Annotated in this window: 18 protein-coding genes; 7 read left to right on the top strand and 11 right to left on the bottom strand. The window is 73.7% G+C overall.

The window, feature by feature from the left end; all coding sequences use genetic code 11:
- Nucleotides 1-147 precede the first annotated feature (147 nt).
- Both CP973_RS17820 and CP973_RS17815 read left to right on the top strand, forming a co-directional pair.
- Entirely contained in the window at nucleotides 148-1017 is an 870-nt protein-coding gene (locus CP973_RS17820) for a universal stress protein (RefSeq protein ID WP_150241870.1), read from the top strand.
- A 128-nt stretch (nucleotides 1018-1145) separates the two neighbouring features.
- Nucleotides 1146-1646 carry a pyridoxamine 5'-phosphate oxidase family protein gene (locus CP973_RS17815; RefSeq protein ID WP_150241868.1) on the top strand — a complete coding sequence of 167 codons (501 nt, stop codon included), beginning with the start codon at nucleotides 1146-1148 and terminating at the stop codon, nucleotides 1644-1646.
- A gap of 596 nt (nucleotides 1647-2242) precedes the next feature.
- Here CP973_RS17815 and CP973_RS17810 read toward each other — a convergent pair.
- Nucleotides 2243-3931, bottom strand: a complete 1689-nt coding sequence (locus tag CP973_RS17810; RefSeq protein ID WP_167538454.1) for a sensor histidine kinase — start codon at nucleotides 3929-3931, stop codon at nucleotides 2243-2245.
- A gap of 293 nt (nucleotides 3932-4224) precedes the next feature.
- On the opposite strand from CP973_RS17810, the gene CP973_RS17805 reads away from it, so the two are divergent.
- On the top strand, nucleotides 4225-4899 hold the full coding sequence (locus CP973_RS17805) for a CBS domain-containing protein (RefSeq protein ID WP_244409574.1): 675 nt from the start codon (nucleotides 4225-4227) through the stop codon (nucleotides 4897-4899).
- Between the two features lie 99 nt (nucleotides 4900-4998).
- Here the strand turns inward: CP973_RS17805 and CP973_RS17800 are convergent, their stop codons facing one another.
- From CP973_RS17800 to CP973_RS17760, 9 genes are all read right to left on the bottom strand, one after another.
- Nucleotides 4999-5736: a response regulator gene (locus CP973_RS17800; RefSeq protein WP_150241864.1), complete on the bottom strand. Its 738-nt coding sequence runs from the start codon at nucleotides 5734-5736 to the stop codon at nucleotides 4999-5001.
- Between the two features lie 162 nt (nucleotides 5737-5898).
- Complete coding sequence (gene adhE / locus CP973_RS17795; RefSeq protein WP_150241862.1) at nucleotides 5899-8577, bottom strand: bifunctional acetaldehyde-CoA/alcohol dehydrogenase; 2679 nt, start codon at nucleotides 8575-8577, stop codon at nucleotides 5899-5901.
- A gap of 213 nt (nucleotides 8578-8790) precedes the next feature.
- Complete coding sequence (locus tag CP973_RS17790) at nucleotides 8791-9069, bottom strand: respiratory nitrate reductase subunit gamma (protein ID WP_425281975.1); 279 nt, start codon at nucleotides 9067-9069, stop codon at nucleotides 8791-8793.
- A 282-nt stretch (nucleotides 9070-9351) separates the two neighbouring features.
- Entirely contained in the window at nucleotides 9352-10881 is a 1530-nt protein-coding gene (gene hemG / locus CP973_RS17785) for a protoporphyrinogen oxidase (protein ID WP_150241860.1), read from the bottom strand.
- A gap of 80 nt (nucleotides 10882-10961) precedes the next feature.
- The gene (locus CP973_RS17780) at nucleotides 10962-12209 is read right to left on the bottom strand and encodes an MFS transporter (RefSeq protein ID WP_425281974.1); all 1248 of its coding nucleotides are present in this window, start codon (nucleotides 12207-12209) and stop codon (nucleotides 10962-10964) included.
- 167 nt (nucleotides 12210-12376) lie between these two features.
- Entirely contained in the window at nucleotides 12377-13153 is a 777-nt protein-coding gene (gene narI / locus CP973_RS17775; RefSeq protein WP_150241858.1) for a respiratory nitrate reductase subunit gamma, read from the bottom strand.
- Entirely contained in the window at nucleotides 13150-13911 is a 762-nt protein-coding gene (gene narJ / locus CP973_RS17770; protein WP_150241856.1) for a nitrate reductase molybdenum cofactor assembly chaperone, read from the bottom strand. Before narJ ends, narI begins: the two co-directional genes overlap by 4 nt.
- A complete protein-coding gene (gene narH, locus CP973_RS17765; RefSeq protein ID WP_167538351.1) occupies nucleotides 13908-15452 on the bottom strand; it encodes a nitrate reductase subunit beta in 1545 nt (514 codons plus the stop codon). Before narH ends, narJ begins: the two co-directional genes overlap by 4 nt.
- 1 nt (nucleotide 15453) lies before the next feature.
- A complete protein-coding gene (locus tag CP973_RS17760) occupies nucleotides 15454-19146 on the bottom strand; it encodes a nitrate reductase subunit alpha (protein ID WP_150241851.1) in 3693 nt (1230 codons plus the stop codon).
- Nucleotides 19147-19376: 230 nt separating this feature from the next.
- Here CP973_RS17760 and CP973_RS17755 point away from each other — a divergent pair, with 230 nt between their 5' ends.
- The 4 genes from CP973_RS17755 (at nucleotide 19377) to CP973_RS17740 (ending at nucleotide 24449) form a co-directional block, all read left to right on the top strand.
- On the top strand, nucleotides 19377-20582 hold the full coding sequence (locus CP973_RS17755; RefSeq protein WP_244409573.1) for a TIGR04053 family radical SAM/SPASM domain-containing protein: 1206 nt from the start codon (nucleotides 19377-19379) through the stop codon (nucleotides 20580-20582).
- 234 nt (nucleotides 20583-20816) lie between these two features.
- On the top strand, nucleotides 20817-22079 hold the full coding sequence (locus tag CP973_RS17750; protein WP_167538350.1) for a wax ester/triacylglycerol synthase domain-containing protein: 1263 nt from the start codon (nucleotides 20817-20819) through the stop codon (nucleotides 22077-22079).
- The gene (locus CP973_RS17745) at nucleotides 22076-23266 is read left to right on the top strand and encodes an acyl-CoA dehydrogenase family protein (RefSeq protein WP_150241847.1); all 1191 of its coding nucleotides are present in this window, start codon (nucleotides 22076-22078) and stop codon (nucleotides 23264-23266) included. Before CP973_RS17750 ends, CP973_RS17745 begins: the two co-directional genes overlap by 4 nt.
- A gap of 52 nt (nucleotides 23267-23318) precedes the next feature.
- Entirely contained in the window at nucleotides 23319-24449 is a 1131-nt protein-coding gene (locus CP973_RS17740; protein ID WP_150241845.1) for an SDR family oxidoreductase, read from the top strand.
- Here the strand turns inward: CP973_RS17740 and CP973_RS17735 are convergent.
- Complete coding sequence (locus CP973_RS17735; RefSeq protein ID WP_150241843.1) at nucleotides 24401-25363, bottom strand: GNAT family N-acetyltransferase; 963 nt, start codon at nucleotides 25361-25363, stop codon at nucleotides 24401-24403. The genes CP973_RS17740 and CP973_RS17735 overlap by 49 nt on opposite strands.
- Nucleotides 25364-25387: the final 24 nt, after the last annotated feature.

Raw genomic sequence — 25387 nt, 5'->3', positions numbered from 1 at the left:
GGCCGAAGGGCCCTCGGCGGACGGCGGGCCGCGTGTCGGAAGGCCGTTGGTCCCCCGGCGCGGGACCTTGGGGCCGTCCCCGCGGTGGCCAGCGAGCCCGGAGAGTGGGGACCGGACGTACTTCCGTTCCCGCCTGAGGAGGCCAGCATGCCCGGCACCGTCACCGTCGGACTGGACGGAACCGACCACAGCCTCGCCGCCGCCGACTGGGCCGCCGCCGAGGCCACCCGCCGCGGAGCGGGCCTGCGGCTGGTCCACGCGTGGGTCTGGCGCCCCCTGGAGGCATTGGCCGCGGCGGACGAGGAAGTGCAGCGCCGCTGGGCCACCGAAATCCTCCAGGACGCCGCGGCCCGGGTGGCGAAGAACTTCCCCGACCTGCCCGCCACCACCGAGATCCTGGCGGACGAGCCGGTCGCGGCCCTGGTCGCCGCGTCCGCCGCGGCGGACCTGCTGGTCCTGGGGTCGCGCGGGCACAGCACGCTGGTCGGCTACCTGCTCGGCTCCGTGGGGTTGCAGGTCCTGCGGCAGGCGCCCGGACCCGTCGTCCTCGTCCGCAGCCCGCGCCCCGACGAGGCGGCGCGGCCGCGTGACGAGGTGGTGGTGGGCGTGCAGGACGTACGGGAGAGCGACCCGGTGCTGGAGTTCGCCTTCTCGGCGGCCGCGGCCCAGGGGGTGGGCCTGCGGGCGGTACGGGCCTGGAGCGTGCCGCCGGTCGTGGTGTGGGGCGGCGAGACCATGCGGGCGGCCGACGACGCGGGCGGTCTGGAGCCGCTGGAGCGCAAGCGGCTGGCCGACGCCGTACGGCCGTGGCGGGAGCGCTTCCCGCAGGTGGAGGTCGTCGAGCACGTCGAGATGGGCGGTGCGGGGCAGGTCCTGCTGGCCGCCGGCGCGCGGGCCCGGCTGCTGGTCGTGGGACGCCGCGGCCCGGGCCGCCACGAGCTGAGGAAGATCGGCGCGGTCGCCCACGCGGCACTGCACCACGCCCCCTGCCCGGTGGCCGTGGTGCCCCACCCGTAACGGGCGGCCCGGTGAAATGCCCCGCACCGGGGTCCGTTCGGCCCTGTTGCCGCGGTCGCGCTTCGAGGAGGCTGGCAGGCAGGCAACGAGTGCCCGGACGAACGCCGCCGGAGCAGAGGGTGTGCAGGATGAACGACGAAGACGCTCAGCAGGTCGAGAAACTCCGTGAACGGGTGGCTCCCCGGGGCATGCAACAGCTGCCCCGGGGCGAATCGCTGCGGCTGCTGGGCAGCGTCCCGCTCGGCCGGCTCGTGTTCACCCAGAACGCCCTGCCGGCCATCCGGCCCGTCAACCACCTGCTGGACGGGGAGGACATCGTCGTCCGGCTCAACGACGGGGCGACCCTCACCTCGATCGCGCCGCCCGCCGGCGAGGCGGGCCTGGTGGTCGCGTACGAGGCCGATGCCATCGATCCGCGGACGCACCTGGGCTGGAGCGTGATCGTCACCGGATACGCGCGGCTGGTGGCCGACCCGGCGCAGGTGGCCCGCTACGAGGACCTGCTGCGGCCGTGGGTGGAGCAGACCATGAACGGCGTGCTGCGCATCCAGCCGGACCTGGTCACCGGCTTCCGGCTGGTGGCGCAGCCCGCGGTCGCGGTGTGCGCGGGGTGCGGCGAGGGGCGCTGAGGCCGCGGCGCCGGCCCGGTGCGGTCCGGCGCGGCCACCGAGAGGTCCGCATCCGGCTTCGGTGGCCCTGACCCGGCCCCGGCCGCCGCGGCTCGACCGCGCCACGGCGTCCCGTACGCGGTACGGCCTGGACCCGGCGGGTAACCGCGGCGGGCGGCCGAGCGCGAGTGTCCCGTACGCGGTACGGCCCGGCCCCGGCGAGTCACCGCGGCGGGCGGCCGAGCGCGAGTCGCGCGCGGGGCCAGATGGCCGGCACCGAGGTCACCGGCACTGCGCTGTGCCGGTGGGAACACGGCTTCACACGGGCCGGGGTGCTGGCCCGTCAGCATGAGCATGTCCTTTTCGCCCGGGGCCCCCGCCGGGACCCGGCCGGCGACCTCACCGCCGCGCACGCGGCGGACGGGATCCTCCGGTGGCGTTGGTGGTCGCCGGAGGGCCTGTCGGCCGGTGCCGGGCCGATCTGGCCGCCGCAGCCGGGCCAACTGCTCGCGGGCGTACGGGAAGCCGGTGCGCCGCCGGCATCCGCCGCTCTCGGGGACGTGCCGAACCGGGCTGCCGGCGGGGGCCGCCCCCGGAGGGCGCGGGGCCTTCCCCGGTCAGCCCGTCATGTCGGCGAGCAGCGGTGCGCGCCACACGATCTGGCTTCCGCCGTCGTCGGGGGTGCGGATCTCCATCGCCCCGTCCACGCTCTGCGCGCGTTCGGCCAGGTTGCCCAGCCCGCTGCGGCGGCCGCCTTCCGGGATGCCCCGGCCGTTGTCCGTGACGGTCAGCACGACCTGGTCGCCGGTGGCCTGGAGCGCCACCTCGACCCGGGTCGCGTGGGCGTGCCGGGCCGCGTTGCTCAGCAGCTCCGTCAGGGCCGCCACGACGTGGTCGGCGACCTGGGCCGGTACGTCGGTGTCCAGCAGGCCCTCCATGCTCAGCCGGGGCGGGAAGCCCAGCGCCGTGCCGGCCTCCCCCACGGCGCGGGCCACGCGGGCCCGCAGGCTCGGGCCGGTGTCCTCCTCCCGGATCCGCAGACCGAAGATCGTCGACCGGATGATCTTGATGGTCTCGTCCAGGTCGCCCACCGCCCGCATGACCCGCTCCGCCGCGCCGGCGTGCTCGACCAGCCGGGCCGCGCTCTGCAGCGTCATCCCCGTCGCGAACAGCCGCTGGATCGCCAGGTCGTGCAGGTCGCGGGCGATGCGGTCGCGGTCCTCCAGCAGGGCCAGCTGCTCGGCGTCACGCCGGCGCTCGGCCAGCTCCAGGGCCAGGGCCGCCTGCCCGGCGAACGCGTGCAGCGGTTCCAGCTCCTCCTCGGTGAAGACCGGCTCGCCCTCGGCGCGCGCCAGCAGCAGGACGCCCCGGGCGCTGTCGCCCTCGCTGCCCAACGGCACGGCCACCGCGGGGCCCAGGCCGTCGAACCGGCGGGGCCCGGCGGCGTACCGGTCATCGCCCGCCAGCCCGGACGTGGTGACCGGCCCGCCCGACTTGAGGGCGGCGCCGGACAGCGTGCCGTCGGCCGGTACGACCAGGCCGCGGCGCTTGTCGGCGTGCCCGCCGATCGCCAGCTCGACGATCAGGTCGCCGGTGTCGTGCATGGGCACGCACACGTCCGCCAGCTGCGCCCGGGTGATCTCCTGGGCCCGGCGGGCGATCAGCTCCAGGACCTCCAGGCGCGGGATGCCGGACAGCAGACTGCTGGTGATCTCCGCGCCCGCCTTCAGCCAGCGCTGCTGGCGCTGCGAGCCCTCGTAGAGGCGGGCGTTGTCGATCGCCACGCCGGCCGCGACCGACAGCGTGGAGATCACCGACTCGTCCTCCGCGTCGAAGTCGTGCCCGCCGCGCTTGTCGGTCAGGTAGAGGTTGCCGAAGACCTCGTCGCGCACCCGGATCGGCACGCCCAGGAACGTGCGCATCGGCGGGTGGTGGGCGGGAAACCCGTACGACGACGGATGGGCGCTGAGGTCGGAGAGCCGCAACGGCTCGGGGTTGCGGATCAGTTCGCCCAGGATGCCGTGTCCGGCGGGCAGCGGCCCGATCGCGGCGACCTGCTCGGGGGTCAGGCCCACGGTCAGGAACTGCGACAGCCGCTTGCCGTCCGGGCCGATCACCCCCAGCGCCGCGTACTGCGCGTCGACCAGCAGCGCGGCGGCCTCCACGATGCGCCGCAGCACCTGGGGCAGGTCCAGTTCCCGCCCCACCGAGACCACCGCCTCCAGGAGGCTGTGCACCCGGTCCCGGGTCCCGCGCGCCGCGTCGATGCGTGCCTGGAGCTCCTCCAGCAGCTCGTCCAGTCGCATCTGGGGCAGCCGCGACAACGACTCCTGCGTGCCCACCGGTCCTCCTTCGTCGGTCCGCCCGCCGTACCCGGTCAGCGTAACCCTGTTCGAACAGCGGGTCCCGACCGCCGCCTGCCTGCGCTCACTCGCTCCCGCCCAGGTCATGCGTGTGGCGCGGCGGGCCTGGTGGCCCACGTACGAAGGCGGATAGGCCCCTGCTCCCCGGCCCCGTCCTCGGCGAGACTCGATCGGCGGGGAACGGGACCGGCACGACGGCCCGGCCCGTGACACACCGACCGAGGGGAGGTATCGCCGTGCAGGACAACACCGTTGCCGAGGTGATGACGTGGGAGGTCGTACAGGCCCGCCCGGACACCCCGGCACAGGAACTGGCCCGGCTGCTCGACGACCACCGGATCAGCGGCCTGCCGGTGGTGGACGGCGACGACAAGGTGATGGGGGTGGTGTCCCGTACGGACCTGCCCGCGCCCCCGGGCGGCCGTGCCGGGGCCCCTGCCGTACCGCGCCGCCAGGCCGGTGCCGCCCGCGGCACGACCGCGGGCGAGGTGATGTCCACTCCGGCGGTCACCGTACACCCGGAACACCGTGTCGTGGACGCGGCCCGCATCATGCAGCGCCGGCACGTCGACCGGCTGCCCGTCGTGGACGAGGAGGACCGCCTCATCGGCATCACCACCCGACGCGACCTGCTGCGGGTCTTCCTGCGGACGGACCGGCAGATCCGCGCGGAGGTGACCGACGAGGTGCTGGGCCGCGCCCTGGACGTCCCGCCGGACGACGTGCTGGTCTCGGTACGGGACGGCGTCGTGACCCTGCGGGGGACACTCCCGCACGAGGACGACATCCCGGCAGCGATCGGCCTGACCTGGCGGGTGGACGGAGTCGTGGGCGTGGTCAGCCGCCTCGTCGCGCGCGCGGGCGACGACGGTCCCCCGCGCGCCGGGGCCTTATGGCGGACGCGGGGCTGACCGTTCATGCCCCGGCCCCGCCCGGCGCGGCGCGGTCCGGACCGGGCAGCCGGTGACGGACCGCGGGAGGTCCCGCCGGGCCGGGCACCGAAGCCCCCGTCAGAGCCGCGGGCCACCGTCGCGCGGCGACCCGGCGGGGCCCGTCCGGGGCTCCTGGGCGGCCGCGAGCGCCTGGGTGGCGATGACCGCGGCCTGGACGCGGCGCTCCACGCCGAGCTTGGCCAGCAGGCGGGAGATGTTGTTCTTGACCGTCTTCTCCGCGAGGAAGAGCCGCTTGCCGATCTCCCGGTTGGTCAGGCCCTCGCCCACCAGCGCCAGGATCTCCCGCTCCCGTTCGCTCAGCCCGGACAGGCCGTCCGGGCGCGGTTCCGCCCGCTCGTTCTCGCCGCGCAGCCGGGCCATGACGCGGGCGGTGGCGCCGGCGTCCAGCAGCGACTGGCCGGACGCCACCGTCCGTACGGCGTTGACCAGGTCGGTGCCGGTGATCTGCTTGAGCACGTAACCGGCGGCGCCCGCCATGATCGCGTCCAGCAGGGCCTCCTCGTCGTCGAACGAGGTCAGCATCAGGCACACCAGGTCCGGCATCCGCGAGCGCAGCTCACGGCAGACGCTGACGCCGTCGCCGTCCGGCAGCCGGACGTCCAGAATCGCCACCTGCGGCCGCAGGGCGGGCACGCGCACCAGCGCCTGCTCGGCGGTGTTCGCCTCCCCCACCACGGTCAGGTCCGGTTCGGCGTCCAGCAGGTCGTGCACGCCGCGGCGCACCACCTCGTGGTCGTCGAGCAGGAAGACGCTGACCGGTGCCTTCGTCCGGGCGTCGGCAGGGTTATCCGTCATCACACAGCTCCGATGTTCCTGATCCCGGCCCGCCTCCACAGGCGGCGCCATGGTCAGCCTGCCGTACGCCCGGACCGAAGGGCCAGGGCCGCATGGCCCTTCTTCCCGGTCGAACGTCTTCTCCTGCTCTCCGGTTCCGTCCGGTGGGCGCTGCGGGGCCTGTCAGGCGGTGGCCGGCCTGCCCTCCGCGCCGTAATAGGCCGAACGCATGATGTCCGCCATGTCGTCGAGCATGGGCATCCGCGGGTTGGCCGGGGCGCACTGGTCCTCGTAGGCGTTCAGGGCCTGCTGCGGGAGGGCGGTGATGAAGGCCCGCTCGTCGACGCCCAGCGCCTGGAAGGACGGTTCGATGCCGACGGCCTCGCGCAGCCGTTCGACCGCGGCGGCGTAGGAGGCGACGCCTTCGGCCGGGGTGGACGCCGGCAGCCCCAGGGCCCGGGCGATGTCCTGGAAGCGTTCGGGCGCCCGGTAGCTCTCGTACTTCGGCCAGCCGGTGAGCTTCGCGGGGACGGTGCCGTTGTAGCGGATGACATGCGGCATCAGGATCGCGTTGGTGCGTCCGTGGGCGATGTGGAAGGTGGCGCCGAGGGTGTGCGACATGGCGTGCACGATGCCCAGGAACGCGTTGCCGAAGGCCATGCCCGCGATCGTGGCGGCGTTGTGCATCTTCTCCCGTGCGCGGGCCTTGCGCCGGGCGTCGCCGCCGGTCACCGACGCCTCCAGGTTCTCGAAGACGAGCTTGATCGCGTGCAGCGCGAGGCCGTCGGTGTAGTCGTTGGCGTACACCGACACATACGCCTCGGTGGCGTGGGTGAGGGCGTCGAAGCCGCTGTCGGCGGCGAGCGCAGCGGGCAGTTCCGCGGTCAGGACCGGGTCGATGATGGCCACGCTGGGGGTGAGGGCGTAGTCGGCCAGCGGGTACTTCTTGCCGGTGGCGGGGTCGGAGATGACCGCGAAGGGGGTGACCTCCGCGCCGGTGCCCGAGGTGGTGGGAACGCAGACCAGCCGGGCGTGCGCGCCCAGGGCGGGGAAGCGGAAGGCGCGCTTGCGGATGTCGGAGAACTTCTGCCGCATGTCGGAGAAGTCGATGTCCGGCTGTTCGTACAGCAGCCACATGACCTTGGCCGCGTCCATGGGGGAGCCGCCGCCCAGCGCGATGATGGTGTCGGGCCGGAAGGCGCGCATCAGGGCGGCGCCGTGCTGTACGGAGTCGATGCTCGGCTCGGGCTCCACATCGTCGATGACCTGGATGGTCACCGGCTCGCGGCGCTGGTTGAGGACCTGGGTGACACGGTTGACGTAACCGAGGCGGGTCATGGTCGCGTCGGTCACCACGGTGACCCGGCGCACGTCCGGCATCGAGGTGAGGTAGCGGATGGCCTGCGGCTCGAAGTAGATCTTCGGGGGAACCTTGAACCACTGCATGTTGTTCTGCCGGGTGGTGACCCGCTTGACGTTCAGGAGCTGGGCGGCGGAGACGTTGTCGGAGACCGAGGTGCTGCCCCAGGAACCGCAGCCGAGGGTCAGCGAGGGCAGCAGGCGGTTGTAGATGCCGCCTATGGCGCCCTGCGAGGAGGGGGCGTTGACCAGGATGCGCACCGTCTTCATCCGGCGCCCGTAGTCCTCGGCGAGCGACGGGTCCCCGGTGTGGATGACGGCGCTGTGGCCCTGCCCGTGGAAGGCGACCATGCCGGCCGCCAGGCCGAAGCCCTCTTCGGTCGAGCCGGCGCGCAGCACCGTCAGCACCGGGCAGAGCTTCTCCCTGGTGAGGGGTTCGTGCGGACCCACCCCGCTCGCCTCGGCGAGGATGAGGGAGGTGTCCGCCGGGACCGTGAAACCGGCCTGTTCGGCGATCCACGCCGGGCTCTGCCCGACGGCCGCCGGGTTGACCCTGGGCTCACCGCCCGCCGGGGCGGCGGGAAAGAGGTAGGTCTCCAGCTTCCGCTTCTCCTCGGCCGTGGCCAGGTGCGCGTGCAGGGTACGGAAGTGGCCCAGTGCCTCGTCGTAGATCCCGTCGTCGAGGATGACCGCCTGTTCCGAGGCGCAGATCATGCCGTTGTCGAAGGACTTGGACAGGACCAGGTCGTTGACCGCCCGCCGCAGGTCGGCGCTGCGGTGCACATAGGCCGGCACGTTGCCGGCGCCGACGCCCACCGCGGGCTTGCCCGCCGAGTAGGCGGCCTTGACCATGCCGTTGCCGCCGGTCGCGAGGATCATCGCGACGCCGGGGTGGTGCATCAGCAGGCCGGTGGCCTCGATGGACGGCGCTTCGATCCACTGCACGCAGTGCTGGGGCGCGCCCGCGGCGACGGCGGCGTCCCGCACGATGCGCGCGGCCTCGGCGCTGCACCGCTGCGCCGAGGGGTGGAACGCGAACACGATGGGGTTGCGGGTCTTCAGGGCGAGCAGCGCCTTGAAGATGGTGGTGGACGTCGGGTTGGTGACCGGCGTGACGGCACACACCACGCCGACCGGCTCGGCGATCTCGATCATCCCGTCGATGTCGTCCCGGGAGACCACGCCGACCGTCCGGACCCGCGCCATGCTGTGCGTCACGTGTTCACAGGCGAACATGTTCTTGGCCGCCTTGTCCTCGAACACACCGCGGCCGGTCTCCTCCACCGCGAGCCGGGCCAGCGCGGTGTGCCGGTCGAGCGCGGCGACCGACGCCTTGGCGACGATGTGGTCGACCTGCTCCTGGGTGTAGTGCTCGTAGTCGGCGAGCGCCTTGACCGCGTTGTCCACCAGCCTGCCCACGGCCACGTCCGGTTCGGAGGGCGCCGTCGTCCTCGCAGACGCCTTCTTGGCCGTCGGTCGCGCTTCGGTCTTCACCCGGTTCATGGGCCACCTCTTCCTCCCGGGCACCCGGGCCGGCCGGTGGGCCGTGACCGGCCCGGTCGCACGGGGGTCTCGTTGTGCGGTTCGCCTCCAGCTTCGTACCGCGCAACCCGCCTCCGGGGGGTCCGAAGGTCCCCGGCAGCGGTCCGTTGGTCCGCGGTTCACTGCGGCGGCCACGACGGGTTTCCCGCCGCCCGCCGGGATCGTGGCGGCCGTTCAGCGGATGCGTTCCCACCCCCGCCGGGGAGCGCGCGTGCCCAGCCGCGCGTCGCGGCCGCGGTAGACGATGTACGGGCGGGTGAGGTAGCCCAGGGGCGCGGTGAGCATGTGCACGAGCCGGGTGAACGGCCACGCGGCGAACAGGGCCGGCGCGCTGAGCGCGTGCAGCTGGTACAGCGGCGGCACACCGGTCATCGGCGCGGGGTCGGGCCGGAGGGAGAGCACCGACCGGAACCAGGGGGAGATGGTGGTGCGGTAGTTCGTAGCCCCGCGCACAGGCCGGCGACGGTGCCCAGCGCTACGCCGGTGCGCGACAGCGCGCGCCCGTCGTCCGACACCCGGGCGCGGGTGAAGAAGCGGCGGCTGCCCAGCAGCGCCTCGGCCAGCGGGCCGTCCATGCCCGCGCGTCGCTGCGGACGGGTGCTCGTACTCACCGCGCCACTCCGCTCCCGGGCCGGCCTGCCCGTTCGGATCGTGATCGGTCCACCGCGAACGGCTTCAGGGTCACTTTCCACGCAAAGCGGGGCTACCGCACCATGAGCGGGGCGCCAGATCTCCTCATCCTTGGGGGCGGCGGGCGCCGAGCGATGCCGTGACCGCCTCGGCCGCCCGCCCGGCGCCGTCCACGCAGCTGGTGATGCCGACACCGTCGTAGGCGGCCCCGCAGACCGCCAGCGTGCCGAGCCGTCCGAGGTGCTCCCGCACACGGGCGATCCGGTCGGTGTGGCCGACGGTGTACTGCGGCAGGCCGGTGGCCCAGCGGGTGACGGCACTGGCGTACGGTACGGCCGCCAGGCCGGTCGCCCCGGCCAGCTCGGCCAGTGAACGGGTGATCAGTTCCGTGTCGTCGAGGCGCAGGGCGGTGTCCTCCCCGTACCGGCCGACGGACGTGCGCACCACCACCTTGCCGGGCGCGCACCGGCCCGGCCACGCCCATTTGCCGCTCAGGAACGTGGCCGCCTTGATGACCCGCCCGTCCACCGGCGGGACCAGGAGGCCGCTGCCCGGCAGTTCGCCGGGCAGGTCGGCGCGGTCGAAGACCAGGGTGACCAGGGCCATGTCCGCGTACTCGACGGCGCGCAGCGCGGCGGCCGCGGCCGGGACCTCGTCGGCCAGCAGCCGGGCGGCGGCGGGCGCGGGTACGGCGAGCACCACCGCGTCGGCGTCGATCCGGTGCTCGCCCGAAGCGTCCCGTACGGTCAGCCGCCATCCGTGCCCGGTGCCGCGCAGCGTGCGGGCGGCGGTGGCGGTGCGGATGTCCACCCCCGCGGCCCGGCACGCCTGGGCGACGGCCAGGGGCAGCCGTCCCAGTCCGCCCCGTACGCTCCGGAACGGGGGCACGGCCGCCCCGGGCTGTGACGCCTCGGGCCGTGCGCCACCGGGGGCCGGTGTCCGCATGCGGCGGATGCCTTCGAGCAGGGACCGCTCCTCGCGGGCGACGGGGAGCAGCTGTGGCAGGGCGGCGCGCAGGGAGATGCGGTCGGCGTGCCCGGCGTACACGCCGCCGAGGAGAGGCTCGACGAGCCGGTCGACGACTTCGCGTCCCAGCCGGGCGGCCACGTACCGGCCGACGGTGATGTCGTCGCCCACATCCGTACGCGGGAGCGTCAGGTCCTCGCGGGCGCGTGCGAGACCGTCGGCGGACAGCACCCCGCAAGCGGCCAGGGAATCGAGGTCGGCGGGGATGCCCATGATGTGGCCGCGGGGCAGGGGGCGGAGCGCGCCGCGGGTCCACAGTGCGGCCTCCACCGTGGCCGGGGACTCCAGTTCCTCCCCCAGTCCGACTGCCCTGGCCAGTTCCACGGCGGACGGCTGCCGTGCGAACACCGACTCGGCCCCCAGGTCCACCGGGACGCCGCCGACCTCTCCGCACAGGAGTTTGCCGCCGAGCCGCCCGGCGGACTCCAGCAGCGTCACCCGCGCGCCGGAACCGCTGCCGCCCGCCGCGCCGCTGAGGCGGGCGGCAGCGGTCAGTCCGGCGATGCCGCCGCCCACGACCACGATGTGCGGCCGCGTCTCCCCCGGCCCCGGGGCGGAGGGTGAGGGGAGGGCGGAGGGGCGGAGGTGCGGGGTGGTGGATGCGTTCATCGGGCCGCGCTGCCTTTCTGAGGGCGCCTCAGGGCGCCGTGATCCGAACCTGCTGAGATTTCACCGGGCCGGTTGCACCATCACGGTGAGGTGCCCTCGGAAGCGGCGGCCCGCCGCACCCGGGTGACGGTGAAGGCCAGGGCGGCGGCCGAGACCAGGGCGAGCAGGAGCAGACCGAGGGCGTAGCTCCCGGAGGCGCTGAAGATCGCGCCCATGACGAGCGGGGGGACGAAGCCGCCCAGCCCGCCCGCGGCACCGACGACACCGGTGACCGAGCCGACCTTGTTCGCCGGGGCCAGCAGGGCCACCAGCGCGAAGGTCGCGCCGCTGCCCGCGCCGAGCGCGGCGGCCATCGCCAGGAAGGCGATGGTGCCCACCGGAGCGAGCGGCGGGGTCGCCGCCTGCACGGCGGCACCCACGACGACGACCGCCAGGGACCCGGCGAGCACGCGGACCGAGCCCACCCGGTCCGACAGCCAGCCGCCGACCGGGCGCATGGCCACCGCCAGCAGGACGAAGCCGGCCATCCGGTTGGCGGCGTCGGCCTGGCCGAGCCCGTAACCGGTCTTCAGATAGGTCGGCAGGTAGACCGAGAAGGCGACATAGCCGCCGAACGCCACGGCGTACAGGGCGGACGCCTGCCAGGTGACGGGCAGACGGGCGGTGTCGGCGAGACGGCGGGCCAGCGGCTCGGCCGGTACGGTACGGCCGGGCGCGTCCCGCAGCAGTACGGCGGCCAGCACGGCGTAGACGGCGAGCACCGCGGCGGTGATCAGGAACGGGTTGGCCATGCCGTGCGCGTCGACCAGCTTGACGGTGGTCAGCGCGCTGATGGCGGTGCCGCCCATGCCCACGCCGAAGACACCGATCGCCATCCCGCGCCGCTCCGGCGGGAACCAGCGGTTGACGAACGGCACGCCGACGGCGAAGGCGGTGCCCCCGATGCCCAGGAAGAACCCGCCGACCAGCAGGGCGATCAGCGAGGAGTGACCGGCCAACCCCAGGTAGAGCACGGGCACGATGGTCGCGACGGACACCAGGGGGAACATCACGCGGCCGCCGAACCGGTCGGTCAGCGCGCCCACCGGGATGCGCCCCAGCGAGCCCACCACCACCGGCACCGCCACCAGCAGGGACTGCTCGAACGAGCTGAGCGCCAGGGTCTCCTTGAAGCGCGGGCCCAGCGGGCTCAGCAGCGCCCACGCCCAGAAGTTGACGGCGAAGCCCACCGTGGCCAGCGTGAGCATCACCCACGGGTGGCCGGCCGGGGAGGTGGGATCCGCCGCTCTCGGCTGCGTGGCGCCGGTGGTGGCCTCAAGCGGGCGCATGGTGTGCCTCTCGGTCGAGTCGTTCCGCGAGCCGTCCGGTGCGGGACCCGGGGTCCCGACGCCATACGGCTCCCGTCTTTCACTTTCATCGAACCCGCCCACCAGGAGACGGGCCATTTCTCGCCGCGCCGCCGCGGCGCGGCGCCCGGGGTGTGCGGCGGGCGGCCTCACCGGGACGCCTTGGCGCCGGCCGGGCGGCGCCGGGCGGGGGCGGACCGGTCGTACGCCGGAGCGGCCGTCTTGCGGCGGTAGACCAGGTACGGACGCCGCAGGTAGCCGATGGGGGCGCTCCACACGTGCACGAGGCGGGTGAAGGGCCAGGCCGCGAAGAGCAGGCACGCGCTCAGGGCGTGCAGCTGGAACAGGAGGGGCGCGCCGGAGATCGCCTCGGGCTTCGGTTGCAGCAGGAACAGCCCGCGGAACCAGACCGAGACGGTGGATCGGTAGTCGTATCCGCCTCCGGCGACGTTGTGGACGACGGTGGCGGCGATGCCCAGCAGCACGGTGGCGGCCAGCAGCGGGAAGAGCAGTTTGTCGCTGGAGCTGGTGCGGGTGCGGATGCGCGGGGCGAGCAGGCGCCGGGCGCAGAGCATGCCCAGTCCCGCCACCATGGCCGCACCGGCCGCGGAGCCGAGGGTCACCGCCACGGTGTGATAGGCGTGCTCGCTGACGCCCGCCTTCGCGGTCAGGGACGCGGGGACGGCCAGGCCCACCGCGTGTCCGGCGATCACGGCGAACGCGCCGAGGTGGAACAGCGGGCTGCCCCAGCGCAGCCACCGGTGTTCCAGCAGCTGGCTGGTGCGGCTGGTCCAGCCGAACTGGTCCTTGCGGTAGCGCCAGAAGTGCCCGACGACGAAGACGGCCAGGCAGGCGTAGGGGACGGCGACCCACAGCAGCAGGTCGGTGCCGTCCATGGAGGTGAGAGGGCTGCTGGCGGCGCTCATCGGCGGGCCTCCGGGTCCATCGGGCCGGTCAGAGGGGGCATGAGGGTCGGCGGGGCGGGCGCCGGCGGCACGAAGGTGCCGGGCGGGGCGAAGCCGGTGCCGCTGTACGGGTCGAGGCCGACGTCCTCGGCGGGCGGCCCTTCGGCCGCCAGCTTCGCCACGGCTTCCAGGTCGGCGTCGGTGGCCTGGGGCAGCAGGGACAGCAGCGCCGCCAGCAGATCGGCGTAGGGGGAGCGCACGTCCGTCAGGGCGTGGTGGATGAGGTCCAGGCCGCGCCGGTGGCGGCGCAGCGGCGCTTCTCCGGCGCGCGGCCCGGCCAGGGCGGCGAATTCCAGGACGACGGGCAGGTGGTCGGGGAGTTCGCCGTTGTCGGCGCTCCATCCGGCGGCCCGGTAGGTCTGGGCGAGGGCGAGCAGGGCCATGCCGCGTCGGCGGGTGTCGCCGTGCAGGTAGTAGGTGAGGTAGAGGCTGCTCTTGCGGCGGAGGTCGAAGACCTCCACGTAGTGGCTCTCCAGTTCATCGGCCGGCTGGGCCGCGAACCAGGTGGTGAAGGCGGCGAGGTGTCCGGCGGCGGCCGAGGGCGGCAGCGCGTCGACCGCCGCGCTCAACGCGGGCCTTTCACCGGCCAGTTCGGCGTCCGGGTACTGCAACAGGAGCGACAGCAGCCGTAGCAGGAGCCCGCGCTGTGCGGGCTCTTCGGGGCCGGGGCGGGCGCGGCGCCCGGATGCCGGGCGGAGGCGGGTACGCAGGGTGCTCATGCAGTCCCTCCCGCGCCCGAGGCCGTGGCCCGTCGCCGCAGCGTGGGGATGCCGAGCATGACCTTGCGGTCGGTGCCGGACGGGTCGCCGCCCGCGCTCTCCACGGGGCAGCGGTCCTCCATCGCGCTGAGCGCGGCGGCGTCCTCCTTGTGGGCGGCGGGGACCACGTACCGGTCGGCGTACTTGGCGACGGCCAGCAGCCGGTGCAGATCCCCGGCCTGCGCGGGCGTGAGCCCCACGGCCTTGAGGGCGCTCTCGTCGCCCTGCTCACCGAGGATGCGCTGGCGCATATGGCTGCGGAGCGCGGTCAGCTTCATCAGTACCCCGGCGACGACGTCGGTGTCCCCGGCGGCGAAGAGGTTGGCCAAGTAGTCCAGCGGGATGCGCAGGCGGGTGACGGCGGCGAAGACGTGGTCGGGGTCCTCGGCGTCGCCGCCCGCCTCGCCGACCGCGTCGAGGACCGGGGACAGCGGCGGTACGTACCAGACCATGGGCAGGGTGCGGTACTCCGGGTGCAGCGGCAGGGCCACCTTGTACTCGCTGATCAGGGCGTGTACGGGCGAGCGGCGGGCCGCGTCGATCCAGTCCTCGGGGATGCCGGACAGCCGTGCCGCCGAGCGGACTCCGGGGTCGGCGGGGTCGAGGAAGACGTTCCGCTGGGCGTCCAGCAGGTCCTTCTCGTCCGTGACGGCGGCGGCCTCGCCGACCCGGTCGGCGTCGTAGAGGAGCAGGCCGAGGTAGCGCAGGCGGCCGACGCAGGTCTCGGAGCAGACGGTGGGCTGTCCGGCCTCGATGCGCGGGAAGCAGAAGGTGCACTTCTCGGCCTTGCCGGTGGCGTGGTTGACGTAGACCTTCTTGTACGGGCACGCGGTGACGCACATCCGCCAGCCGCGGCAGCGGTCCTGGTCGACCAGCACGATGCCGTCCTCGGCCCGCTTGTACATCGCGCCGGACGGGCAGGCGGACACGCAGGCCGGGTTGAGGCAGTGCTCGCACAGCCGCGGCAGGTGGAACATGAAGGTCTGCTCGAAGGCGAACTTCACCTTCTCGGCCAGGCCGCCGCTCAGGTTGGGGTCGCCGGCCGCCGTCTCGCCCGCGCCGCCCAGGCCGTCCTCCCAGTTGGCGCCCCAGGTGATGGCGGTCGGCTTGCCGGTGAGCACCGAGCGGGGGCGGGCGACCGGCACGTCCTGGCCGGCCGGGGCGCTGACGAGGTTGTCGTAGTCGTAGGTGACCGGCTCGTAGTAGTCCTCGATGGCCGGCAGGTCGGGGTTGGAGAACAGGGAGCCCAGGCGCCTGAGGCGGCCGCCGGAGCGGAGCACCAGGCGTCCGCGCCGGTCCAGCATCCAGCCGCCCTTCCACTGCCGCTGGTCCTCGTAGCGGCGGGGGTAGCCGACGCCGGGCTTGGTCTCGACGTTGTTGAACCAGGCGTATTCGACGCCGGTGCGGTTGGTCCACGTCTGCTTGCAGGTGACCGAGCAGGTGTGGCAGCCGATGCACTTGTCGAGGTTCATGACCATCGCCACTTGAGCCATGACGCGCATGTCAGTACTCCACATCCTGGCCGCGGCGGCGGATCACGGTGACCTCGTCGCGCTGGTTGCCGGTGGGTCCGTAGTAGTTGAAGGCGTAGGTGAACTGGGCGTAGCCGCCGGCCAGGTGCGAGGGCTTGATGAGCAGCCGGGTCAGCGAGTTGTGCATACCACCGCGCCTGCCGCTGACCTCGGTCCTGGGCACGTTCACCGTGCGGTCCTTGGCGTGGTACATGTACACGGTGCCCTCGGGCATCCGGTGGGTGACCACCGCGCGGGCCGCGACGACGCCGTTGCGGTTGTACGCCTCGATCCACTCGTTGTCCCGGACGCCGATCTTCTCGGCGTCGGCGGTGCTCATCCAGATCACCGGGCCGCCCCGGGAGAGGGCGAGCATGTAGGCGTTGTCCTGGTATTCGGAGTGGATGGACCACTTGGAGTGCGGGGTGAGGTAGCGGACCGTCACCTCGGCGCGGCCGTCCTCGCCCAGGCGCTCGTCGCCGTAGTGCCGGGCGGTGTTCAACGGGGGCCGGTAGACGGGCAGTTGCTCGCCGAGTTCGGTCATCCAGTCGTGGTCGACGAAGAAGTGCTGGCGGCCGGTGAGGGTGTGCCAGGGCTTGCGGTGCTCGACGTTGATGACGAACGGGGAGTAGCGGCGGCCGCCGGTCTCGCTGCCGGACCACTCGTACGAGGTGATCACGGAGCGGGGCTGGACACGGGTGTCGGCGAAGGTGATGCGCTCCGCCTCCCGCTCGGCGGCCAGGTGCGCCAGGCCGGTGCCGGTCCGCTTCTCCAGCTCCTTGAACCCTTCGGTGGCCAGGCGCCCGTTGGTGGTGCCGGACAGGGCGAGGATCGCCTCGCACATGTCGGAGGCGGTGGCCAGGGACGGGCGTCCGTCCGCCACGCCGCCGCGCCGGACGCCGTTGGTGCGGCGCAGCTGCTCCAGCTCCCGGTCCGGGCGGACGGTGACGCCCTTCGTGGTGGTACCGAGCCGGTCCAGGAGGGGGCCGACGGCGCGCATCTTGTCCGCCACGGCCGCGTAGTCCCGCTCGACGGTCACCAGCTTGGGCATGGTGCGCCCGGGGACCGGCGCGCACTCGCCGGCCTTCCAGTCGGCGACGATGCCGCCGGGCTGGGCCAGTTCGTCGGGCGTGTCGTGCTGGAGGGGCACGGCCAGGACGTCGGTACGGGTGCCCAGGTGGTCCGCGGCCAGTTCGCTGAAGCGGTCGGCGATGGTCAGGAAGGTGTCGTAGTCGGTCCGCGCCTGCCAGGGCGGCGCGATGGCCGGGGTGAAGGCGTGCACGAAGGGGTGCATGTCGGTGCTGGACAGGTCGTCCTTCTCGTACCAGGTGGCGGCCGGCAGCACGACGTCGGAGAACAGGCCGGTGGACGTCATCCGGAAGTCCATCGAGACCAGGAGGTCGAGCTTGCCCTCGGGCGCCTCCTCGTGCCAGACGACGTCCCGGGGCCGCTTCTCCGGGGGTGTCTCCTCGGAGCGGACCGCCGCGTCCGTCCCCAGCAGATGGCGCAGGAAGTACTCGTTGCCCTTGCCGGAGGAGCCGAGCAGATTGGCCCGCCACACGGTCAGTACGCGCGGGAAGTTGGCCGGGTCGTCCGGGTCCTCGGCGGCGAAGCGCAGCGCGCCGGAGGTCAGCTCGTCGACGATGTGGCCGGCGACGGGGCGCCCGGCGGCGGCCGCCTCGTCGCACAGGTCCAGCGGGTTGCGGTCGAAGCCGGGGTGGCCGGGGGTCCAGCCCATGCGGACGGCCTGGGCCAGGCAGTCGGCGGTGGCCCGGCCCGCGAAGCGGCCCTCGCCGAGCGGGGAGGCCAGCTCGTCCGGGCCGAAGGCCTCGTAGCGCCACTGGTCGGTGGCCAGGTACCAGTAGGAGGTGCCGGCCATGTGGCGGGTGGGCCGCTGCCAGTCGAAGGCGAACGCGAGGTGCTGGAGGCCGGTGACCGGGCGGACCTTCTCCTGGCCGACGTAGTGGGCCCAGCCGCCGCCGTTGACGCCCTGGCAGCCGGTCATGGTGGTCAGGGCGAGGAAGGCGCGGTAGATGGTGTCGGAGTGGAACCAGTGGTTGGTGCCCGCGCCCATGGCGATCATCGAGCGGCCCTCGGTGCGCTCGGCGTTGCGGGCGAACTCCCGCGCGATGCGGGCCGCCTGCGCGGCGGGGACCGAGGTGACCGTCTCCTGCCAGGCCGGGGTGTACGGCTGGGAGGCGTCCTCGTAGGAGGCCGGCCAGGTGCCGGGCAGCCCGGCGCGTCGCACGCCGTACTGGGCCAGCATCAGGTCGAAGACGGTGGTCACCCGCCGGCCGCCGATCGTGCGGACCGGCACACCGCGCACCATCACCGCGCCGCCCTCGGTGGGGCCTTCGTCGAAGCGCGGCAGCGCCACGGCGGCCGTCGGCCCATCCTCTTCCAGAAGGCTCAACCGGGGCTCGATGTCCCCCAGTTCAAGGTTCCAGCGCCCCTTTCCCTCCTCTCCCCAGCGGAAGCCCAGCGACCCGTTGGGGACCACCGGCTCGCCGCTGGAACGGTCCACGAGGACGGTCTTGAAGCGCGCGTGCTCGTCGGTGTCACCGAGGTCCGCCGCGGTCAGGAAGCGGTCCGGCACCAGGGCGCCGTCCCGCTCGCGCAGCGTGACCAGGAACGGGGCATCGGTGAACCGGCGCAGGTAGTTCTCGAAGTACGGCGTGGCGCGGTCGACCAGGAACTCCCGCAGGATGACGTGGCCCATCGCCATCGCCAGCGCCCCGTCCGTGCCCGGGTGCGGGGCCAGCCACTCGTCGGCGTGCTTGACGTTGTCGGCGTAGTCGGGGCTGACGGCGACGACCTTGGTGCCGTTGTAGCGGGTCTCGGTCAGGAAGTGGGCGTCCGGGGTGCGGGTGACGGGGATGTTGGACCCCCACATGATCAGGTAGCCCGCGTTCCACCAGTCGGCGGCCTCCGGCACGTCCGTCTGGTCGCCGAAGACCTGCGGCGAGGCGACCGGCAGGTCCGCGTACCAGTCGTAGAAGGACAGCAGGGTGCCGCCGATCAGCGAGTGGTACCGCGCGCCCGCGGCGAAGGACGCCATCGACATGGCGGGGATGGGCGAGAACCCGGCCACCCGGTCCGGGCCGTAGGTCTTGACGGTGTGCACCTGGGCGGCGGCGACCAGCTCGGCCACCTCGTCCCAGTCGGCGCGCACCAGCCCGCCCTTGCCCCGCGCCTTCTTGTAGGCGCGGGCCCTGGCCGGGTCGCCGGTGATCTCGGCCCAGGCCGCCACCGGGTCGCCGAGCCGCCGGCGCGCCTCCCGCCACATCTTCAGCAGCGCGCCGCGGACGTACGGGTAGCGGACCCGGCTGGGCGAGTACGTGTACCAGGAGAACGACGCGCCGCGCGGGCAGCCCCGCGGCTCGTACTCGGGGCAGTCGGCACCGATCGACGGGTAGTCGGTGGCCTGGTGCTCCCAGGTGATGATCCCGTCCTTGACGTAGACCATCCAGGAGCAGGACCCGGTGCAGTTGACCCCGTGGGTGGAGCGCACGACCTTGTCGTGGGCCCAGCGGTCGCGGTAGAAGCCCTCCCACCGCGGGTCCCCCGTGCCGAACACGGCGCGCCCGTCCTCGCTCACCTCACGGCGGTTGAGCAGCCGCCGGCCGGCCAGCGGCCAGCCGCGTCCCTCAGCGGCCGCCGGGCCGCCGATTGTCTCGTTCTCCATAAAACGAACGCTAAGTCGCTCCCCCGCAGGTCATGGTGGGCGAAGCGTCCCGTGGCGCAGTGCCACAGGACCTCGAATGTTTTCGGCCACCCGGGACCAACGACCCTGCGCGGGGGCCGCACGCCCCGGGCGGCGGGCACCTGCCCGGCCACATGCTGGGGGTGATCGAATCGGAGGTACCCGCCCATGCACGACCCCGCCCGTCCCGCTGCGCTCCGCCCCCTCCCCCGGTGAGCGCCGCCCGCGCGGTCCGCCGGCAGCACCAGGCCGTGGCGGACAAGCCGTTCATCGTCATCTGGGAGTCGACCCGCGCCTGCCCGCTGGCCTGCGTGCACTGCCGGGCGACCGCGGTGCCCGACCGGGATCCGCGCGAACTGGACACCCGGGCCGCCAAGGGCCTGATCGACCAGATCGCCGCCTTCGGGCGGCCCGCGCCCCTGTTCGTGATCACCGGCGGCGACCCCTTCCAGCGCCCGGATCTGCTGGAACTGATCGTTTACGGCACGCGCACGGGGGTACGGGTCGCGGTCTCGCCCTCGGGCACCCCCACCCTGACGGCGGCCAGTCTCCGGGCGGTGCACGAGGCCGGGGCGGTGGGCCTGTCCCTGAGCCTGGACGGCTCCACCGCCGCGCTCCACGACGGCTTCCGCGGCGTCCCCGGCGTCTACCGGTGGACCCTGGACGCCTGGGACACCGCCCGCGGCCTGGGCATGAAGGTGCAGATCAACACCACGGTCAGCCGGCACAACCTGCACGACCTGCCGGAGATCGCGGCCCTGGTCCGCGAGCACGGGGTCATGCTGTGGAGCGCGTTCTTCCTCGTGCCCACCGGACGCGGCCGCGAGCTGGCCTCGCTCGGCCCCGCGGAGACCGAGGACGTCCTCCACTTCGTCCACGACGTGGGGCTCTCGGTCCCCGCCAAGACCACCGAGGCCCACCACTTCCGCAGGGTCGCCTTGCAGCGGGCGGTACTGGCCGCGAAGGACGCGGACCACGTCGAGGCGCTGCGGCTCGGGCCGCTGTACCGCCGGCTCCGCGAGCGCGGCGAAGAGCTGGGCCTGTACGCCGGCGGGCGCCGGACCCGCCGCCCGCCCCTGGACGTCAACGCGGGCCGCGGCTTCGTCTTCGTCTCCCACACCGGCACCGTGCACCCCAGCGGCTTCCTCCCCCTCGCGGCGGGAAACGTGCGTACCCGTCCGCTGCCGGAGATCTACCGCGAGTCGGAACTGTTCACCGGCCTGCGCGACGCCGACCGGCTGGGCGGCCGGTGCGGCCGCTGCGAATTCCGCCGCGTCTGCGGCGGATCGCGCTCCCGGGCCCATGCCGTCACCGGCGATCCGTACGCGGAGGAACCGTGGTGCGGCTATCGGCCCGGGACGTTTCCCTATCAGCGGGAATTGGCGGAGTTGCTGGGCGGGGACGCGGCGGGAGGCTGAGAATGCGCCCGTCCGCGTGCAGCGGGTCCGGCCGGGCCCTATGAACCGATATTCGGAGCGGCGGTTCATCTGCCTATCAGCGGCGGCGGGTTGACTCGTCCGGGTCATCGGCTCATCCATACCGGTGAACGGCCCGCACCGGCCCCTTCCCTCCTGGGCCGATGGTGTCGCATGGTCGAATTCCGGGCCGGAAATCCCGCCGCGCGGCGGATGGCGCAAAGGAGGCCAGCGACCGTGAATTCTCCACCGCCTCCCCACGCTTCGGCCCTCGACCGGGCGTTTCTCGCATTCGGTTCCGGCGTCCCGGACGCCCGTCTGGATGTGGGGGCGGTCGTGTATCTGGAGGGCCGGGCGCCGACGCTGGACGAGCTGCGGGAACTGGTCGGCGGGGCCCTGCGCCTGCTGCCCGTGCTGTCCCACGAATTGTGCGTGGCGGGAACCACTGCCGCCTGGCTGCCGGCCCGCGATTTCGAGGTGGGCCGGCATGTCGTGGAGACGGTCGTCCCGGGCGAGGGGCGTTCAGGTGTGCTGGACGCCGCCCGGCGGCTGTGGGCCGAGCACCTGGACCCGGAACGCGCTTGGGAGCTGAGGCTGGTACGGCCTTCCTCGGGGGACGGCTGGGGCCTGTCGTACCGCGTGCACCACAGCCGGCAGGACGGTGTGGCGATCGGGCAGACGCTCCAGACCCTCTTCGCTCCGGCGGGCCCGGGGCCGGTCCCGCGCCCGGCCGCCGACGCGGGCACCGGCTCGCGCACGGGCCGGACGCTGCGGGCGGTCGGCACGGCTGTGGCGCTGTACGCCGGGTACTGGCGCTTCCCGCCGACCGGGCTGGGCGCGCCGTGGGAGCTTTCGGGCCGGCGTCAGGTGTCGACGGCCACCGCGTCGCTGCCCCGGTTGCGTACGGTCGCCCGTACCGTCGGCGGCACGGTCAACGATGTCCACCTCGCCGCTCTCGCCGGTGCCGTGCGCGCCTGGCTCCTGGAGACCGGCCGGGCTCCCGGACCGCTGGCGGTCGCCGTACCACTCAGCGTCCGGCTCCCCGAGGAATCGACGACGTGGGGCAATCGCTGCTTCTTGCGGCGGGTGTGGCTGCCGTGCCAGGAGAGCGATCCCCGGCGGCGGCTCGTACGGACCGTGGCGGCCGGCGCCGGGCTGAAGTCGGCGCGGGTGCGCCGGACCGCGCGGGACCTGCTGCACCATGCCCCGGACCGGCTCGTGCGGTTCACCCTCCACCGGATGCTGGACCCCCGCTATGCCCCGGTCATCGCCTCGTACGTGCCGTGCGGTGAGGACGAGCAGGCCGTTCCGGCCACGCTGACCGATGTGCTGCCGATGACCCTGCTGCCGCCCGGCCACCCGTTCAACGTCTGTCTGACGACCTACGGTTCGACCGCCCAGATCGCCGTGGTCAGCGACGCGTCGGTGCCGGGCGCGGACCGGCTCCCGGAGTTGTGGCGGCGGGAGACGGCCGCCCTGTGCGGAAGCCCCGCCTCATGATCCCCGGGTCACGGGCAGCCGCGGACACCTCGTCCGTCACGCTGGGCGGTGCGGACCAGGCCCTGCTGCGCCGCGCCGTGGCGCAGGTGGGCCGGGACTACGGCACGGCGTACTTTCTGGAGCAGGTCCGGGCCGGGCGGCGGTGCGAGGAACTCTGGGCCGACCTGGGGCGCTGCGGGTTCACCGGGGTCCACCTGCCGGAGGCGTACGGGGGCGGCGGCGCCGGGATGGCGGAACTGTGCGTGGTCGCCGAGGAGATCTCCGCCCACGGCTGTCCGCTGCTCATGCTCATGGTGTCCTCGGCGGTGTGCGGGACGATCCTGGCCCGCTTCGGCACGGAGGAACAGAAGCGGCGCTGGCTGCCGGGCATCGCCGACGGCAGCGCGACGATGGCCTTCGCGATCACCGAGGCCGACGCCGGTTCCAACAGCTACCGCATCGCCACCACCGCCCGGCCCGACGGGCGGGGCTGGGTGCTGTCCGGCCGCAAGGTCTTCACCTCGGGGGTCGACACCGCCGCGGCCGTCATGGTCGTCGCCCGTTCCGAACGTCCCTCGGGAGGAGTCGCCCCGGGGCTGTTCATCGTGGAGCGGGACGCTCCGGGCCTCGCGTGGCACCCCATCCCCATGGACGTCGCGCTGGCCGAGGTGCAGCACAGCGTGTTCCTCGACGAGGTGCGGGTGCCGCGCGACGCCCGGGTCACGGACGGCGAGGACGGGCTCAAGCCGCTGTTCGCCGGGCTCAACCCGGAACGGCTGGTGGCCGCTTCCCTGGCCACCGGGCTCGCCTCCCTGGCCCTGCACCGGGCCGTCGGCTACGCCCGCGACCGCACGGTGTGGCAGGTGCCCCTCGGGGCCCACCAGGGGATCGCGCACCCCCTCGCCGAGGCCGCGATCGGCACGGAGCTGGCCCGGCTGATGACCGGCAAGGCCGCCGCCCTGTGCGATCTGGGAGAGCACAAGGCCGCCGGTGAGGCGGCGAACATGGCCAAGTACGCCGCGGCCGAGGCGGCCTCCCGGGTCGCCGACCGGGTGGTGCAGGTCTTCGGGGGGAACGGCCTGTGCACGGAGTACGGCGTCGCGCCCCTGCTCGCCCTGTCCCGTGCCATCCGCATCGCGCCGGTCAGCCAGGAGATGATCCTCAACCACATCGCCCACCGCACGCTCGGCCTGCCGAAGTCGTACTGAAGCAGCCGAAGCGCCGACGACGGGCACCGGACCGCCACGAAGGGACCGGCGTATGCTCATCGCCCTGACCGGTGCCACCGGTTTCCTCGGCTCCCACCTGATGGCCCGCTTCCTGGCGTCGGGAGCCGATGTCGTCGCCCTGGTCCGGGACGACGGGCCGGGCGGGCGGCACCGGCTGCGGCGCGCCCTCGACGCCACCGACAGCCCGCCGCCCGCGGGGTGGCAGCGCCGGGTGCGCCTGCTCGCGGTGGACCTGACCCGGCCCGGGCTGGGACTGGGCACGGCGGACCGCCGGGAGCTGGCCGCCGCGGTCGACGAATGGTGGCACAGCGCCGGACTGATCGACCTGGTCGCGGACCCCGGGGCGCTCCGCCGGGTCAATGTCGACGGCACCCGCCACTTCCTGGAGTTCCTGCACGCCGGCGGGGCGCGGGGACGGGTGGTGCACATCAGCACCGTCTACGTCGCGGGCGGCCGGCTCGAAGGGCTCGTCAAGGAGAGCGACCTCGACGGCCGGTACGGCTTCCTCACCCCGTACGAACGGTCCAAGTACCAGGCCGAACAGCTCGTCCGCGCCTGGGCACGGCGCCACGGCCGGCCTGTGACCGTGCTGCGCCCCGCCGTGCTGGTCACGTCCCGGTGCCGCCCGCCGACCGCTCCCCGGCACCCGCTGGCCGAGATCGGAGCGCGCCTGTCCCTGCTGACCCGCGGCCGGGCGTCCTGGTCCCCGATCGCGGCGGCGGGGCCCCTGCGCTTTCCCGGCCGGCCGGACGCCACGGTGAACCTGCTGCCGGTCGAGTACGCCGGCGAGGTGATGGGACGCCTGCTCGGCCGCACCCCGCTGACGTACACCGACACCTTCCACCTCACCCATCCCCACGAGACCCCGGTGCAGGCGGTCCTGGACGCCACCGAGCAGCTCTGGCCCGGTCTCTCCGTCCGTCTCGACCCCGCCTGCACCCGCCTGGGCCCGGCCCAGCGGGCGCTGGCCGACATCACGCGGGGCATCACCGCGTACTGCTGGACGCGCCGCCGCTACGACCGCGCCCTGCTGGACCGGGCCCTGGCGCCCGCCGTGCCGCTGCCGCCCGAGGTGGACCCGGCCTACCTGCGCCGGGCCCTCCTACCGCCGGTTCACAGTTCGCGCCGGAAGGTGACCCGGTCCAGCGAGGGGCCGTCGTAGTCCGTGACCGGGTCGGACGGGGTGAAGCCGAGCGCGCGGTGGAAGGCGATGGAGCGGGCGTTCTGGGGCGAGGTGATCGCCTTGACGACGGTCCGGCCGTTCGCGCGCGCCATGGCGAAGAACCGCTCGTACAGGAAGCGGCCCAGGCCGGTGCGCCGCCAGGCGGGGTTGACCCCGGTGAAGTGGATGTACGCCTCGTCCGGGCGGGACGGGGAGAGGAACCCGATGACGAAGCCCGCCAGTTCGCCGTCGCGCTCGGCGATCAGGCTGGTGTCGTGGAAGTGGTTCACGAACACCCGGGTCAGGTCGCGGGAGGCGGGGCGGCCCCACCAGTCGTCGACCACCGAGACGACGGTGTCGAAGTCCTCCGGCACCGCGGCTCGCGTCGTGAAGGGCTCCAGGGTGCGGGCCTCCGGCGCGCCGAGCTTCTTGCGGAAGGCCACCCGGTCCTGGCCCGGCCCGTCGTAGTCGCTCTGCACCGGCACGCCGTCCACCTCCCGGTCGCCCGCGTCCAGCTCGAAGCCCATGGCCCGGTGGAAGGCGATGGACCCGGTGTTCCGCGGCGAGGTGACGGCGCGCACCTCGGTACGCCCGGCCGCCGCGGCGCGCTCGAAGAAGGCGGTGTAGAGGCGGCGGGCCACGCCCTGCTTGCGCAGCTCCGGGTCCACGCCGACGAAGTGGATGTACGCCTCGTGCGGATGATCGGCGGAGTGGAAGCCCACCAGGAACGCCCGTACCCCGGTCTCGTCCTCCAGCACCAGACTGGTGCCCGCGAAGTGCTGGAGGAACAGCCGGGGCAGCAGCAGGGAGAGCTCCCGCGCCTGTTCGGGGGTGCGCGAGTCCCCCCACCAGCGCTGTACGCACTCCACGAGCGTGGTGTGGTCGGTCGTACGGGCCCGGCGTACGTCGTGCATGTCCTGCCTTCCGGTCGGTGTCGG

It is taken from the genome of Streptomyces albofaciens JCM 4342 (assembly GCF_008634025.1).
In the GTDB taxonomy this organism is placed as follows: Bacteria; Actinomycetota; Actinomycetes; order Streptomycetales; family Streptomycetaceae; genus Streptomyces; species Streptomyces albofaciens.
The sequence above is the reverse complement of the archived record's forward strand: the minus strand, read 5'-3'. Positions and strand labels throughout refer to the sequence as shown.